At 36.0% G+C, this 16,375-nt stretch carries 11 protein-coding genes; 4 read left to right on the top strand and 7 right to left on the bottom strand.

Annotated elements, in window-relative coordinates; genetic code table 11:
- Positions 1-38 precede the first annotated feature (38 nt).
- The 5 genes from JHT90_RS05110 to tig all read right to left on the bottom strand — a co-directional run bounded on the left by JHT90_RS05110 (position 39) and on the right by tig (position 6,315).
- Positions 39-311 (bottom strand): HU family DNA-binding protein, encoded by a 273-nt coding sequence (locus JHT90_RS05110; RefSeq protein ID WP_201094861.1) that lies wholly within the window; start codon positions 309-311, stop codon positions 39-41.
- An 81-nt stretch (positions 312-392) separates the two neighbouring features.
- Entirely contained in the window at positions 393-2,792 is a 2,400-nt protein-coding gene (gene lon, locus JHT90_RS05105) for an endopeptidase La (protein WP_201094859.1), read from the bottom strand.
- Positions 2,793-2,896: 104 nt separating this feature from the next.
- Positions 2,897-4,183: an ATP-dependent Clp protease ATP-binding subunit ClpX gene (gene clpX / locus JHT90_RS05100; RefSeq protein ID WP_201094858.1), complete on the bottom strand. Its 1,287-nt coding sequence runs from the start codon at positions 4,181-4,183 to the stop codon at positions 2,897-2,899.
- Positions 4,184-4,267: 84 nt separating this feature from the next.
- The gene (clpP, locus tag JHT90_RS05095) at positions 4,268-4,879 is read right to left on the bottom strand and encodes an ATP-dependent Clp endopeptidase proteolytic subunit ClpP (protein WP_201095775.1); all 612 of its coding nucleotides are present in this window, start codon (positions 4,877-4,879) and stop codon (positions 4,268-4,270) included.
- A gap of 119 nt (positions 4,880-4,998) precedes the next feature.
- The gene (gene tig / locus JHT90_RS05090) at positions 4,999-6,315 is read right to left on the bottom strand and encodes a trigger factor (RefSeq protein WP_201094856.1); all 1,317 of its coding nucleotides are present in this window, start codon (positions 6,313-6,315) and stop codon (positions 4,999-5,001) included.
- A gap of 279 nt (positions 6,316-6,594) precedes the next feature.
- On the opposite strand from tig, the gene JHT90_RS05085 reads away from it, so the two are divergent.
- Positions 6,595-7,938, top strand: a complete 1,344-nt coding sequence (locus JHT90_RS05085; RefSeq protein ID WP_201094854.1) for an adenylate/guanylate cyclase domain-containing protein — start codon at positions 6,595-6,597, stop codon at positions 7,936-7,938.
- A 5-nt stretch (positions 7,939-7,943) separates the two neighbouring features.
- On the opposite strand, the gene JHT90_RS05080 is transcribed toward JHT90_RS05085, so the two are convergent.
- Together JHT90_RS05080 and fadB are read right to left on the bottom strand one after the other, a co-directional pair.
- The gene (locus JHT90_RS05080) at positions 7,944-8,243 is read right to left on the bottom strand and encodes a hypothetical protein (protein WP_201094852.1); all 300 of its coding nucleotides are present in this window, start codon (positions 8,241-8,243) and stop codon (positions 7,944-7,946) included.
- Between the two features lie 54 nt (positions 8,244-8,297).
- Positions 8,298-10,442: a fatty acid oxidation complex subunit alpha FadB gene (fadB, locus tag JHT90_RS05075; protein WP_201094850.1), complete on the bottom strand. Its 2,145-nt coding sequence runs from the start codon at positions 10,440-10,442 to the stop codon at positions 8,298-8,300.
- Between the two features lie 253 nt (positions 10,443-10,695).
- Here fadB and JHT90_RS05070 point away from each other — a divergent pair, with 253 nt between their 5' ends.
- Genes JHT90_RS05070 through JHT90_RS05060 form a run of 3 tightly spaced genes read left to right on the top strand, consistent with a single transcriptional unit; the run spans position 10,696 to position 16,360 of the window.
- Positions 10,696-14,427, top strand: coding sequence for a DUF2339 domain-containing protein (locus JHT90_RS05070; protein ID WP_201094847.1), 3,732 nt, complete (start codon positions 10,696-10,698; stop codon positions 14,425-14,427).
- Between the two features lie 11 nt (positions 14,428-14,438).
- Complete coding sequence (locus JHT90_RS05065; RefSeq protein ID WP_201094845.1) at positions 14,439-15,590, top strand: pyridoxal phosphate-dependent aminotransferase; 1,152 nt, start codon at positions 14,439-14,441, stop codon at positions 15,588-15,590.
- Positions 15,578-16,360 (top strand): amidohydrolase, encoded by a 783-nt coding sequence (locus JHT90_RS05060; protein ID WP_201094844.1) that lies wholly within the window; start codon positions 15,578-15,580, stop codon positions 16,358-16,360. The genes JHT90_RS05065 and JHT90_RS05060 overlap by 13 nt, the downstream gene beginning before the upstream one ends.
- Positions 16,361-16,375 lie beyond the last annotated feature (15 nt).

Genomic DNA, 16,375 nt, shown 5'->3' with positions numbered 1-16,375 from the left:
GCGCCTTTTAGATTTTCTGAAAATCAAAACTACTTATATTAAACTACAGCATCTTTTAAAGACTTACCTGCTTTAAAAGAAGGCACTTTAGATGCTGCAATTTTAATTGGTTCTTTAGTTTTAGGATTACGTCCAGTACGAGCAGCACGCTCTTTTACACTAAACGTACCAAAACCAACTAAGGCTACAGAATCACCAGTTTGTAAAGCTTCAGTAACAGATGCTAAAACTGCATCTAAGGCAACACCAGCCGCTGTTTTAGTAATACCTGCTTTTGTTGCCAAGGCATCTATTAATTCTGACTTATTCACACGCTATCCCTCTTAACTCAAGTTTGTTTAAAAAAACAAAGCCATTATACCATATTCGTTAAATGCTTATAGTAGCAAACTTCAATGGGTACTTACATGCTTTGTATCTGCTTTATCATGCTTTTCGTCTTTAGTAGTTACATTTCCATCTACAACCTCTAAAGGCTCGGGCATATACTGTAAAGCAACTTGCAAAACCTCATCAATCCACTTAACAGGCTTAATTTGTAAGTCACTTAAAATGTTCTTTGGTATTTCCTTAAGATCTCGCATATTCTCCTGAGGTATAATGACGGTTTTAATGCCACCACGACGAGCTGCTAATAGTTTCTCTTTCAATCCACCAATAGCAAGTACTTCCCCTCGTAATGTAATTTCTCCAGTCATTGCCACATCTGCTTTCACTGGAATAGCAGTTAATGCAGAAACCAAAGCCGTGCACATACCTATCCCTGCACTAGGCCCATCTTTGGGTGTAGCACCTTCAGGAATATGGATATGAATATCTTTTTTCTCATAAAAATTACTAGCTAATCCCAATGTATTAGCTCTACTACGTACCACTGTCAAAGCAGCAGTAATCGATTCAAGCATTACATCACCTAAAGAGCCTGTTCGAATGGTTTGGCTTTTACCATCCACAACCACAGCTTCAATAGTCAATAACTCACCACCTACTTGTGTCCAAGCAAGCCCTGTTACTTGGCCAATTTGGTCTTGCTCTTCTGCTTTACCATAACTGTACTTACGTACACCTAGTAATTCTTCTAAACTAACAGGTTTTACCTTAATTAAGGTCACCTTAGACTTAGCAACATTCTTTTTGACTATTTTCCGACAAACTTTAGCGATTTGCCGTTCCAAGTCACGTACACCAGCTTCTCGCGTATAATAACGAATAATATCACGTAGTGCCGACTCTAAAAAAGACACTTCCTTATCTTTTAAACCATTGGCTTCCAACTGCTTAGGCACCAAATAACGCTGCGCAATATTGACCTTTTCATCTTCAGTATAGCCCGGTAAACGGATAATCTCCATCCGATCCAATAAGGCAGGTGGAATATTCATAGAGTTTGAAGTACAAACAAACATTACATCAGATAAATCATAATCTACCTCGAGATAATGATCATTGAAGTTATGGTTTTGTTCTGGATCCAATACCTCTAATAAAGCAGATGCAGGATCGCCACGCATATCACTTGACATTTTATCTACTTCATCAAGCAAAAATAGTGGATTTCTCACCCCTACTTTAGTCATTTTTTGAATAATACGACCAGGCATCGAGCCAATATAAGTACGACGGTGACCTCTGATTTCAGCCTCATCACGTACCCCACCCAATGCCATTCTGACAAACTTACGATTAGTTGCTCTTGCTATAGAGCCTGCTAATGAAGTTTTACCAACACCAGGTGGCCCCACTAAGCAAAGTATAGGGCCCTTTAATTTTTTAACGCGCTTTTGAACAGCTAAATACTCTAAAATACGCTCTTTAACTTCCTCTAAACCATAATGGTCTTCTTCTAGAATTTGCTCTGCTTTAGGCAAATCTAATCTTACTTTACTTTTAACTTTCCATGGTACATTGATTAATGCATCTAAATAGGAACGAACTACTGTAGCTTCAGCAGACATTGGTGACATCTGGCGTAATTTGTTTAACTCAACCTGAGCTTTTTCTAAAGCTTCTTTGGTCATTCCTGCTTTTTCAATGCGTTGGCTAAGCTCATCAATTTCATTAGTACCATCTTCTGAGGTACCTAACTCTTTTTGAATAGCCTTCATTTGCTCGTTAAGGTAGTACTCTCTTTGACTACGCTCCATTTGTTTTTTTACACGAGCGCGAATACGTTTCTCTAACTGTAACAACTCCATTTCAGTGTCTAATTGTGAAAGTACATGATCCACACGATCAGCCAAATCAATAATCTCTAAAATTTCTTGCTTTTGTTCTATTTTCAAAGACATATGTACAGCAATAGTATCTACTAAACGACCTGTATCAGTAATATCATTTAATGAAGAAAGCACTTCAGAAGGTACTTTTTTACCAAGTTGTACATAATGTTCAAATTGACTGATTAAAGTACGATTAAGTACTTCAACTTTTTCACCTTCCAGCACCTGCTCGTCTATTAAACTGATCGCAGCTTTGCAATAATCACTTTTAAGATCAATTGATTCAACGCTAGCTCGCTTCTCACCCTCTACTAGTAATTTAACAGTACCATCTGGTAAACGGAGCATTTGTAGAATAGTAGCATAAGTCCCTATAGTGTAGAGTCCCTTCTCAGAAGGTTCATCATCACTAGGATTTTTTTGCGCCAACAACAGAATTTTTCTATCCCCTTGCATGGCAATTTCTAATGCTTCAATAGACTTCTCTCTACCTACGAAAAGTGGAATTATCATATGAGGATAAACCACCACATCTCTTAAAGGTAATAGAGGCACGTCAGGTGTTATATTCATAGTCAACTCTGGCATGTAAAGGGAATAAGAATTAATACGTGTAGCAGTATAACACTAATTTATTACATTAAACCCTATACTAAAAAATAATATAGGGCTTAATATTACTGTGCATCGGATACTGCTGTTTTTGGTTGCTCATCATTTGTATACATCAACAATGGTTTACCACCAGTAACTACATTGTCATCAATAATGACCTTACTGATATTTTGATGTGAAGGGATTTCATACATCGTATCTAATAAAATACCTTCTAATATTGAACGTAGGCCACGAGCACCTATTTTTCGCTCTAATGCTTTTTTTGCAATAGCTTTTAACGCATCTTCACGAAACTCTAACTCAACGCCTTCCATTTCAAACAGCTTTTCATATTGCTTGGTTAAGGCATTTTTAGGCTCTATTAAAATCTCAACCAATGCTTCTTCGTTAAGCTCTTCTAACGTTGCAATAACAGGTAAACGCCCTACAAACTCTGGAATCAAACCATATTTAACTAAATCATCTGGTTCTACTTCACTTAAAGCTTGGCTTAATTTTTTTGAAGTATCTTTACTACGAACATCTGCACTAAAACCGATACCACCAGGCTCTGAGCGACTTTGAATCACTTTTTCAAGGCCAGCAAAAGCGCCACCACAGATAAATAAAATATTTTTAGTATCTACTTGTAGAAACTCTTGCTGTGGATGTTTACGTCCACCTTGTGGAGGAACAGAAGCAACAGTACCTTCAATTAACTTTAGTAAAGCTTGTTGTACACCCTCGCCTGAAACATCACGGGTGATAGAAGGATTATCAGATTTACGAGAAATCTTATCAATCTCATCAATATAGACAATACCCATTTGAGCTTTTTCTATATCATAATCACAACGCTGTAACAACTTTTGGATGATATTTTCAACATCCTCACCTACATAGCCTGCTTCAGTTAGCGTAGTTGCATCAGCTATGGCAAAAGGTACATTTAATAAACGCGCCAATGTTTCGGCTAATAATGTCTTGCCAGACCCCGTAGGGCCAATCAATAAGATATTACTTTTACCTAATTCAATTTCATCATCTTTACGATCACGACGATTTAAACGTTTATAGTGATTATAAACAGCTACCGCCAAAATCTTTTTAGCTCGTTCTTGACCAATAACATACTGATCTAAAATACCACTAATTTCTTTCGGTGACGGCAATTTCTGATCGTCATTACCAGAAACCTGCTGATCCTGAATTTCTTCACGAATAATATCATCGCACAGACCGACACATTCATCACAAATAAAGACGTCTGGGCCTGCAATCAGCTTACGAACCTCATGCTGACTCTTACCACAAAAAGAACAGTAAAGAAGCTTACCGTTATTGTCACTATTATGAATATCAGTCATTCAATTAATCCAAGTTACGTATACATTACACAGAATAAATGGGGCTAAATTTGCCGTTTTCAAGTCAATTTATTCACTAATCTATTAAATAGCTGTACGACTCGTCAATACTTTATCAATTATCCCATATTCTACAGAGGCTTGTGCACTCATAAAATTATCTCTATCAGTATCACGCGCTATTATATCTAAAGGTTGCCCTGTATGTTTCGCCAATACTGCATTTAGGCGCTCTCTGATACTTAATATTTCACGAGCATGAATTTCAATATCAGAAGCCTGCCCTTGAAATCCGCCTAGCGGTTGATGAATCATCACACGAGAATGAGGTAAAGCATAACGCTTACCAGCTGCACCACCTGCTAATAATAAAGCACCCATGCTAGCAGCCTGACCAATACAGGTAGTAGACACATCTGGTTTGATAAACTGCATCACATCATAGATAGCCATGCCTGCTGTTACCACCCCACCAGGAGAGTTAATATAAAGATGAATATCCTTATCTGGATTTTCTGCCTCTAGAAATAATAGCTGAGCAACAATCAAGTTAGCCATGTAATCTTCAACTTGCCCTACTAAAAAAATAATTCTTTCTTTCAGTAGTCGTGAGTAGATATCATAAGCTCGCTCGCCACGCGAAGATTGCTCAACAACCATTGGCACAAGACCACCAGCTGCTTCAATATTACTCATTTGTTGTAAAATGGATTTTGACACTTTACTTTTCCTCAATCTCTATTTTCAAAGGCGTAATAAGCCAGCATAAAGCTGGCTTTCTATTTATTATTACTAAATATCTTTAAAATTAGCAATTAGACATCTAGATGCATTTCTTCATTAGGTCTAACTGCCTCTTGATAATCCATTGGTTTATCAGTTACTTTGGCTTGTCCTAATAACAAGTCAACCACTTGTTCTTCTAATACAACAGAACGAATACCTTCTAAACCTTGTTTATCTTCATTTAACTGTGCAATTACTTCTTTTGGATCTTCATAAACTGAAGCAATATCCTCAATCATTGCATTGACACGTACTTCATCGGCTTTAATTTCATTCTTCTCAATAATTTTTCTAATAATCATACCTAATAAAATACGATTTTTAGCTTTTTCTTTGAAGCGATCAAATGGGAAATCTTGTGGATTTAATTGCATACCATACTGCGCATTCATTTGATTGATCGATTGATCACGCAATGCTGACGCTTCACCATCAATCCAAACTCTTGGTAACTCTACATCATACTTTTTCAACAAGGCAGCAAATATTTGATTCTTCAATTTACCTTTAAGTGCTTGACGTAATTCACGCTCCATGTTTTTACGCACTTCTGCAGTAAATTTCTCAACATCACCTTCTGCCATACCATAGCGCTTAAATAAAGCTTCGTCTAAAGGAGCTAACTCAATTTCTTCTACTTTAGAAACTTTAACAGTAAACTCAACTTCTTTACCTTTTAAGTTTTCAGCATGATAATCAGCAGGGAATGTTACGTTAAAAGTACGTTCTTCACCTTGTTTAACACCTATTAAAGCATCTTCAAAGCCAGGAATCATTTGCTTTGAACCTAACACTAAAGCTTGTTCATTCGCTGTACCGCCTTCAAATGGCTCACCATCTAACTTTCCAACGAAATCAATAATAATACGATCTTCATTTTTTGCTTCACGATCAACTTCTTTAAAAGTAGAAGCTTGCTTTCTTAAAGCCGTAATCATTTCTTCTACGTCTAAATCTGTTAATTCATGCACAGGGCGAGTTACTTCAATATCAGAATGATCAACAAGCTCAATTTCTGCTGGTGCTATATCAAAATCAACCACATATTTAAAATCTTTACCTTGTACAAACTCTTCTGGCTCTATAGCAGAAGGCTGACCTGCAGGAGCAATATTCTGATCTTTCAATGCTTGCTCAAAATTTTCCCACATAATATCTTGTAGAATTGAATCTCTATAACGTTTTTCAGTAGTTTTAGAAACTTTACCAGGACGAAAACCATTCATTTTCGCATGACCAACCGCGTTTTTTAAACGTTTTCCTACTTCTGATTGAATAAGATTACTAGGAATCTCAATAGTCATACGGCGAGCAATAGCAGAAGTGTTTTCAACAGAAACTTGCATGAATTTTCCTCGTAGCACATACAATGAAGAATGGGGATTCCGCCCCCTCTTAAATTAAAATGGAGTATTTTAGTGTGTTATTAACAATAAGTCATCCAAAAAGCTTATTAAAAACTATGACAAAATAAAAAATATTGTTTTTTTCTTAAAATATATACTTTTATTTTACATAATTATAACAATAACACCATAAATTCGTAGTAATGATAGTCATCATTGCCTATAATTTAATAATTTATAGTAATTAACAATTATTAACCTTATTAAGACAATAACTTAATGCAGAAAATTTCTCTTTATCACTTACGTTTTTTTGCCTATTTTTCATTAGCTATTACGGCTATTGTAGGACAATATATTGGCTATTTTGAACGTTCTACCTTTATTGTTTTACTATGTTTAGCAATTATAACTCCATGCATTGGTTATTTATCATCTTTAACGGGCACTAAAAACCGTCAAGATCAGCTAGCGCTTATTCTATTAGATGCAGCTGTTGTTAGCCTAGTTGCGTTATTATTAGGTGAGAACAATATCATTACCTTATTGTTTATTATCACTATTATTTTTAATGCTTACTTAAATAGCAATGCTAGATATACACTTGCAGCAATCTTTGTACTATTTTGTTTTATTACCGTTTTTACCATTCTATTTGAACAACCTTTTATTCCTCAGCCTCCTACTACTTTAATTATTATCAATGTATTCTGCACAGGTCTTTATTTATTTGTTTGTGGCCGCTATATATACCAAGGAGAACTGGAGAAAATAAAACTCAAACAGATTATTGCAAATAATGAGAAAGAACAACAAATTATTGCTCAAAAACTAAATAAATATATTTCACCACAAGTATGGGAATCTATTTTTGGTATAAAAAAATATGAGCGTATTGAAACACAGCGTAAAAAATTGACTATTTTTTTCTCAGATATCAAAGATTTTACACAACTATCAGAAGAGCTTGAGTCTGAAGTGCTCACTGAAATGCTTAATCACTATTTGACGGAAATGTCTAATATTGCTCAAAGTTATAATGGCACTATTGATAAGTTTGTGGGTGATAGCATGATGGTATTTTTTGGTGACACAAATAGCCTAGGTGCACAAAAAGATGCAATTGCAGCAACTTCAATGGCCATAGCAATGCAAAACCATATGAAACATGTTCGTAATTACTGGACATCCAAAGGTATTACTAACCATTTAGAAATACGCATAGGAATTAATACGGGCTTTTGTACAGTAGGGAATTTTGGTGCTAATACCCGTATGGACTATACCATTATAGGCCGCGAAGTTAATTTAGCTAGCCGCCTTGAAAACGCTGCTCAGCCTGGTGAAATTCTTATTTCTGAAGAAACTTACGCCCTAATAAAAGATGTTATTCTTTGTCGTGATAAAGGGGAAATCACCGTAAAAGGTTTCTCTAGACCAATTAGGATTTATGAGGTTGTTGGACTACGTAGTAAACTAAATAAAGAAAGCTATTACATTGAGCATGAAGCAAAAGGTTTTTCTATTTATTTAGACAGTATTAATGTTCAATCAGAAGATAAGCTAAAAATTATCAATATATTGGAGCAAGCTGCTAAAGAGTTAAAAAACACTAAACAATAGATTAATTATTTTTTAGCTTGTAATTTTTGGGTTGCTTTACTGTTCCATGCAGTAGAACAAGGCTCTAAGCCTGACGCTCTATTAAATAGTTTTGCCTCAATTACTCCACACCACTCCGCTGAACCTAAATCAGGGCCATGTCCCATAGTATCAGCACTTACTACTTGCCTATCAACCCAAACAAACCACGCTTCAGACCCTTCAACTAAAGTACTTGATCGCTTATCTGTAACATTAGCATCAGATGTACTACAAGCAGTACAAAAAGCTAATATGACAACACCTAAACAATAATCTCTTAACAAAATCTTAACCTCTATATAAGAGAGTTAGCCGAAAAGGACTAACTCTCTCAATATTTAATCAAAGAAACGTTGGCCTGTTTTAGCCATTTCACGTAACTTAACAGTGGCATGATAAATAGCACCTAAGTTCTTATATTTATCAGCTATAGCCACAAAGTTGGCTACCCCTACGGTATCAATATAACGTAAAGCGCCCCCTCTAAATCTAGGGAAACCTAAGCCATAAAGTATGGCCATATCTGCTTCTGCTGCTGTTTCAACAATACCTTCCTCTAAACTACGGACTGTTTCCATACAGAATGGTACCATCATTCTTTCTAAGATTTCTTGGTCAGATATTTCTTTTGATTGCTTAACCAATGGTTTAAGTAAGTCATAAGTGACTGAATCTGCTTCTTTTTTAGGTCTACCACTATCATCTTTACTGTATACATAGAATCCTTTACCATTCTTTTGTCCCAATCGCTCTGCTTTATATAGAACTGCAATGGCATCCTCACCCTCTTTCTTCATCCGATCAGGAAAGCCATCAGATAATACTTCTTGGCAGTGCCAACAGGTATCCATACCAATCACATCAGATAGATAGGCAGGTCCCATTGGCCAACCAAATGCTTCCATTACCTTATCTACCTTAACAAAATCAGCACCATCCGCAATTAACGATTCTAAACCACCTAAATAAGGGAACAATACGCGATTGACTAAAAATCCTGGACAATCATTAACTACAATAGGTGCTTTACCCATCTTTTGTGCATAAGCCACAATAGTAGCAATGGTATTTTCAGTGGTTTTTTCACCACGGATGACTTCCACTAATTTCATGGCATGCACAGGATTAAAAAAGTGCATACCACAGAAATTCTCTGGACGTTTCACAGATTCTGCCAATAAATTAATAGAAATAGTAGAGGTATTTGAGGTGACTATGGCCGTATCTTTTAGACTCGCTTCTACCTCTGGCAATACCATTTTTTTAACTTTAGGGCTTTCTACTACCGCCTCAATGACAACATCTACTTTATCGAAACCATCATAACTAAGCGTAGGATGAATACGTTGTAATGTTTCATTTTTTTGTTGTTCTGTAAACTTGCCACGTTTAACATTTTTACTAAGAATATTATTTGCCTCTGCCATACCTAATTCATTAGCATGGTCATTAATATCTTTCATAAAAATAGGAGTACCAGTGGCCGCTGATTGGTAAGCAATACCGCCCCCCATAATACCTGCGCCCAGCACTGCCGCATAATTTACAGGTTGAGCTTTCTTTACATAAGCTTTCGCTTTACGTTTTATCACCTGCTCATTCATAAACAGGCCAATTAAACTTGCAGCCACATCAGTTTGTCCCAGTTTAATAAAACTATCCACTTCTAACGACAAAGCCTTATCACGAGGTAAGCTAATATTCTGTTTCAACAGACTAATAATCTCACCAACGGCTGGATAATTCGCAGCCATTTTGCTATTAGCCTCTTCTGCTGCTTTAAAAGCTGCTTGCTGTTCAGCTTCATTGTCTTGCACAGGGTCAAGCTTGACTTGGCGATGTTTTGTATAATCAATTTCACCTTTAATTGCTTTTCTCAATAAATCTATAGCCACTTCTTTTAATTGATCATTTTCAGCGACTGCATTGACTGCACCTAATTGTAATGCAACGGCTGCTTTATTATTTTTACCCGTAGTCATCCATGTTAACGCATTAGCTAATCCTATCAAACGTGTGGAACGTACAGTTCCACCATAACCAGGACAAATACCTAAACCAACTTCAGGAAAACCTATTTGCGCAGTAGTGCTCATCACGCGAAAATCAGTTGTTAATGCTATTTCTAAGCCACCACCTAATGCTAAACCATTGATAACAGAAATTGTTGGATAGGGTAAATCTTCAATTTCATTAAATAATGTATGGACAGCTGTAAAGGTTTCCTTTTGCTTAGCTACTGGCTCACGGAATAAAGGAATAAACTCTGTGATATCCGCGCCCACTACAAAAGTGTCTTTACTACTTGTTATTAATAATCCTTGAATTGACTGCTCAGCTTTAATTGCAGTGACTGCTTGCTGCAATTCTTGTAAAGTTAATGTATCAAACTTATTTACAGATGAATCTGTAGCATCAAAATTCAACTCAGCAATATTATTTTCGAGCATTAAAACTTTAATGTTTTTACCTGAGTAAATCATTTATTAATCTCCATAAAACAAGCGTGTAAAAAGTTATATTAGTCAATATAACATTATTTATAATTTCTTATTCACATTCATTGTAAAAGAATACTAATGTGCTATACAGCTTTTCTTTAAGTTAATTATTTAAAACCAAACTAATACTTAACTGAATATTAATTTGGCTTATTTTAATAAATAATTAATGTTACTCCACTAAATAATCATTATTATTTAAACGTTTATTTAAAAAATAATAGGAATAAAAGTTATGCAGTGGATTTTGATGCTGATAGGTGGTTTTTTTGGTTTATCAGTAAACCAATCATTTTCATCTTTATTAATGGGAGCCATCTTTGGGTTACTACTAGGTCATAGCATTCGTCTTCAAGATTTGACCTATCAGAATAAAAAACAAGCAAAAGAATTACAATTATTAAAAGCTCAATTAGAGCAAAGTCAGCAATCTACAGCTAAACAACTTATCCATATTAATAAACATCTGCATACTTTTAGTAGTATTAACGAACAAAATGAACCTGTTGCTTCTCAAACAAACTTTACAGAGCAAGCCTCAGCCATTGTTGCTGCTCAAAAACCTATAGAGCAACCTATTACCATAAAACCAATAAATGCTAATCCTGCTACAGAACAAAATACTCAACAAAATATAGATAGTACCAGTGAACCTGTTGAATCAACGATAACAAAATCTACTGAAAGTACTATTGCCCAAGATACACCACTTACTAATAAACAAAATATTGCTATTCCCCCTATTACAAACACTATTAATACTCAAGAAATAACGCAACCTATTAAACAGCAAAAACCACAACCAAGAAATCAACTGCCGCAAGATAGAGCTATCAATACACCTATACAGCCAGTTAAACAACAACCTCCAGTTAGCAAGCCAGCACCAACAATCAATGCCAATAAAAATAGCATCGATATATTTGATATGGCCCGTAATTGGTTATTTGGTGGTAATACGATATTACGTATAGGTGCTATTATTTTATTTCTTGGACTTGCCTTCTTATTACGTTATGCCACAGAAGGGATGACTTTTCCCATTGAAGGCCGTTACATCGGTGTTGCCATTGGTGGTTTAGTATTAATTGGTTTAGGTTGGCGCTTACGCAATACTGAGAACAACTATGGCCTTATTTTACAAGGTACTGGTGTAGCGGTACTTTATTTAACCTGTTATGCCGCCATGTATCTACATAAGCTATTGCCTGCTAATACTGTTTTTGTTTTATTGTTACTTATTACTCTTTCATCCGCCCTACTCGCTATATTCCAAAACTCCCTTAGCTTAGCTGCTGCTGCGGCTTTTGGAGGCTTTGCTGCACCCCTTTTAGCCTCATCAGGTGGGGGTAGTCATATTACATTATTCAGTTATTTTGTGTTATTGAATGCAGGTATTCTGTCTATTGCATGGTTTAAAACATGGCGTCTGCTAAATCTTATTGGTTTTGTAGGCACATTTGGGATAGGTTTTGCTTGGGGAATAAAATCTTATACCCCCAACTTATTCTGGAGTACTGAGCCTTTCCTTATTATTTTCTTTGTTATGTATATTGTAATAGGCTTATTATTTGCTCGTCGTAAACTCTATGATGCTGATCATGCACCCGAAGAACGTAATGCTCTATTACAATGGTCGGTTCGGCAAACTGACTACATTGATGCAACTGTTATCTTTGGTACTCCCATTGTCGGCTTAGGCTTACAGTATTCCCTAATCAATCATATTGAATACGGTTTTGCTGTTAGTTCCTTTATATTGGGTATTTTCTATTTACTACAAGCTACTATTTTTTATAAGTTTGCTAGCAAACGTATTTCATTATTAACCGAAACTTGTTTAGCTCTTGGTGTAGTATTTACCAGTCTGACTATTCCGCTTGCATTTAATGCTAGTTGGACTTCTGCTTCTTGGGCAATAGAAGGCGCTGGAATTTTCTGGGTTAGCTTAAGACAACAACGCAAAATTGGTCGATTATTTGCAGTATTTTTACAATTTGCTGCCGCCATTGCCTTTATTACTGAAATTAACCTAGGCAACCAAACATTATTAGCTGGCTCTTCACTGGGAGCTTTAATGCTAGGTATCGCTTTATTATTTAGTTTTTATCAAGCAGAAAAATATTATGCAGATTTAGAGACCGCAGAACGAAGCTTAACTACCCTGTTTAGTATTACAGGTCTTAGCTTTATCTATTTAGTAGCGCCATTGCACTTTATGCAACAAGGAACTGCTGTAAGCTGGGCAGTTGCAGGCATAGTTACAATGTGGTTAGGATTAAAAATTAAATCTTCTCTTTTCCTTAATTATGGGTTAATCATTCAATTACTAGCAGGTTTTGTGTTTATTACAGGAATAAATACACAATATTTAGGTTCTGCAATCAATGCCGATTGGTATCAACTCATTACCTGTATGATATTTGGCTTACTATTACTCACCAATGGCTTATTTATAACGGAAGATAATGGTAATCCACAAAATCAAACATTACGCTATAACATAAACATTATTCTATTATTAGGATTAATTTTTACCAACCTTGCTCTTCTATTTGTATTACCTTGGCATATCGTAGCAAGTTGTTGGTCTATCAGTGGTTTATTTATTTTTGTATTAGCTGTTCGCTTTAACCTTATACTACCTTTCTATTTTAGCTTAGCTTTACAAGTTATCGCTACCCTAACATTTGCTAATAACATACCTACAACCACAGATTTACCAGCATTTGGTCATATTACTTTCTTGACTCCGATTATTCTTAGTATGGTTGCATTATTTGCCGCATGGCGAATACAACAACCTATTTCAATAAAAATGCTTCAACAAACGGCACAACCTATTGCGCGAATATTATTAATTTGGGGAGTGGGTTGGTGGGGCTTTGCTTTTATAAGCGAGATAACACGTGTTGCTGATACAAGTTGGCAATCCACTTGGTTATTATTAACAACTGCTATTAGTCTATTCTTATATGGTTTAATAGCTAAACGTTATCAATGGCGTGATCTAGCTTTAGTTACTGGACTACTTGTACCTATAGCATGCACCATTTTCAGCAATAATTACCTCTCTCCTTTTAGCCAATTTGGCTGGTTAGCTTGGGGAATGGTATTTGCTGTACATTTCTTTAATTTAAAACGATTACATGAACTATTACCAGAGAATGTTTTAACTCTCTGCCATATGGTTGGCCTGTGGCTAATAATGGCTGTTTTAACCTTGGCATTAAATCAATTACTACCACCAACTTCCATAATAAATGCTAACGCTTGGCATTGGCTAGTATGGATGTTTATACCTAGTTGTTGGTTGTTATTTATTTGTTATAAACAAAAGCTACCTTGGCCTATTAATAATTTTAGCAGAGAGTATTGTTTTATTGCTTCTTTACCCATTGCGGTATTAACCTTGAGCTGGTTCTGGTTAGCAAATACTTTTAGTACAGGAAATCTACCTAATATCCCTTATATTCCTTTATTAAACCCATTAGAGCTAGGGCTACTGTTATCTTTAGCCAGTTCTATCTGGTGGTTACATAAGTACCTTAATGAATTTGAGATCACAGCAAAAACTACGCAACGTATAATCCAAGTTATAATAGGTATCTCACTCTTTGCATTGAGTACAGCAATTGTTTTCCGTACCGCATTTCACTGGGCGCATGTTCCGTTTCACTTTGAAGATCAAATACAATCAATGATAGTACAAGCTAGTCTCTCTATTCTTTGGACATCTATAGCTCTAGCATTGATGATTGCTGGTCATAAAAAAGTCTATAGGGAACTTTGGTTAATCGGTGCTTGCCTAATAGCAGTGGTTGTAGTAAAACTATTTTTTATAGAGTTAAGCAATAGTGGTAGCTTAGCACGTATTATTTCTTTTACTATAGTGGGTATTTTATTACTGATTGTGGGATACTTCGCTCCCTTACCACCTAAACAACAAACACAAGAAATACCATAGAGTTATCAATTATGTCTTTTTATAGCAAATTGCCTAATTTAGGTACTACAATCTTCACCCAGATGTCACAACTGGCTGCTGAAACTGGCTCTATTAATCTATCTCAAGGCTTTCCAGACTTTGATGGCCCTTTAGCATTACGTGAAGCAGTTAGTGAATATACACTCTCAGGTCATAATCAATACGCGCCCATGATTGGTATACAACCATTAAGGGAGCAGATAGCCAAAAAAATTCAGTATTTCTATAATAAGCAAGTAAATGAAAATACTGAAATTACTATTACACCAGGAGCCACTCAAGCTATATTTTGTGCTATTCAAGCAGTGATTAAAACAGGTGAAGAAGTCATTGTCTTTGATCCTTGTTATGATAGTTATGAGCCTGCCGTTAAACTAGCAGGGGGTCGTTGCATTCATATTCCTTTGCAATTGCCACATTTCACAATAGATTGGCAGCAACTACAAGATGCCATTACCCCCAAAACTCGTCTTATTATCATTAATACGCCCCATAACCCTAGTGGAGCCACATTAACAGCACAAGATTTGCAACAACTAGCTGCTATTATTCGTAATAAAGATATTTATCTAATTGGTGATGAAGTTTATGAGCATCTTGTATTTGACCAAGCTATTCACCATAGTTTGCTAACCCATGACGAGTTATTCGCGCGGTCTTTTGTTATCAGCTCTTTTGGCAAAAGTTTCCATGTAACAGGTTGGAAAATCGGCTATGTTGTAGCGCCAGCAGAACTAACAACAGAGTTTCGCAAAATACATCAATATGTTAGCTTTTCAACCGTTACCCCCCTTCAATTTGCCTTAGCTGACTTTATGGCAAAGCAGCCTAATCATTTAATAGAGCTAGCTGATTTTTACCAACAAAAAAGAGACCTATTTTGTAGTTTGTTAACTGCCTCTCAGTTTACTTTTACACCCACACCCAGTACTTATTTCCAATTACTAGACTATAGTCGCATCAAGCCAGACTTTAACGATCTACAAATGGTAGAATGGCTTGTCAAAAAACATAGTATAGCTGCAATTCCTATTTCTGTATTTTATCAACAACCTCCTCAATCATTGCGATTAGTTCGCCTGTGTTTTGCTAAAAAAGATGACACGCTACGTCAAGCAGCGGAGAGATTATGCGCAGTTTAGAAGATTTAAATATTGCTTTAGTTCAAACCGATTTGGTTTGGCAAAGCCCAGAAGCCAACAAAGCTCATTTTGATCAAATATTTGAGCAAGCCAAAGGAACAGATCTCGTTATTTTGCCTGAAATGTTCACTACAGGTTTCTCAATGGATGCAGAAAAACTAGCCGAGTCAGAGGATGGTCAAACTATTCAGTGGCTAAGACAATCTGCTATACAATTGCAAGCTGTTGTCACAGGTAGTTTAATTATTCGTACCAACAGTGGTAAATACTTTAACCGCTTATTTTGGGCTAGGCCTGATGGCACCATGGTACATTATGATAAACGCCATCTATTTCGTATGGCTAATGAACATATGCATTACTCTGCTGGTGAACACCAACTTTTAGTGGAACACAAAGGATGGAAAATTCGCCCTCTTATTTGTTATGATCTACGTTTCCCAGTCTGGAGTCGCGATCCTTATAATACAGATTTACTGTTATATGTGGCGAACTGGCCCTCAGCTCGACGTCAACAATGGAATCGCTTACTACCTGCAAGAGCTATAGAAAACTTATGCTATACCGCAGCTGTTAACCGTATTGGTAAAGATGGCAAAGGCTACCCCTATAGTGGTGATAGTCAACTGTTAGATTATCTAGGGGAACAATTAATTAACTGCCAAGATAAAGCAGGTATCTTTAACTATACCCTTTCTGGCAGTAAACTTTTAGCATTTCGGGAGTCCTTCCCAGCATATCAAGATGCTGATATGTTTGAATTAAAATAAAAGGGTGTATTTACC

Source organism: Entomomonas asaccharolytica, from assembly GCF_016653615.1.
In the GTDB taxonomy this organism is placed as follows: Bacteria; Pseudomonadota; Gammaproteobacteria; order Pseudomonadales; family Pseudomonadaceae; genus Entomomonas; species Entomomonas asaccharolytica.
This window is presented reverse-complemented; position numbering and strand designations above follow the sequence as displayed.

What these genes read in the sequence shown, in the direction of transcription:
- clpP (WP_201095775.1), bottom strand. Translation starts at nt 4,879, where the DNA reads ATGAGTAATATTGAAGCAGCTGGTGGTCTTGTGCCAATGGTTGTTGAG.
- tig (WP_201094856.1), bottom strand. Translation starts at nt 6,315, where the DNA reads ATGCAAGTTTCTGTTGAAAACACTTCTGCTATTGCTCGCCGTATGACT.
- JHT90_RS05070 (WP_201094847.1), top strand. Translation starts at nt 10,696, where the DNA reads ATGCAGTGGATTTTGATGCTGATAGGTGGTTTTTTTGGTTTATCAGTA.
- JHT90_RS05060 (WP_201094844.1), top strand. Translation starts at nt 15,578, where the DNA reads ATGCGCAGTTTAGAAGATTTAAATATTGCTTTAGTTCAAACCGATTTG.
- fadB (WP_201094850.1), bottom strand. Translation starts at nt 10,442, where the DNA reads ATGATTTACTCAGGTAAAAACATTAAAGTTTTAATGCTCGAAAATAAT.
- lon (WP_201094859.1), bottom strand. Translation starts at nt 2,792, where the DNA reads ATGAATATAACACCTGACGTGCCTCTATTACCTTTAAGAGATGTGGTG.
- JHT90_RS05085 (WP_201094854.1), top strand. Translation starts at nt 6,595, where the DNA reads ATGCAGAAAATTTCTCTTTATCACTTACGTTTTTTTGCCTATTTTTCA.
- clpX (WP_201094858.1), bottom strand. Translation starts at nt 4,183, where the DNA reads ATGACTGATATTCATAATAGTGACAATAACGGTAAGCTTCTTTACTGT.
- JHT90_RS05065 (WP_201094845.1), top strand. Translation starts at nt 14,439, where the DNA reads ATGTCTTTTTATAGCAAATTGCCTAATTTAGGTACTACAATCTTCACC.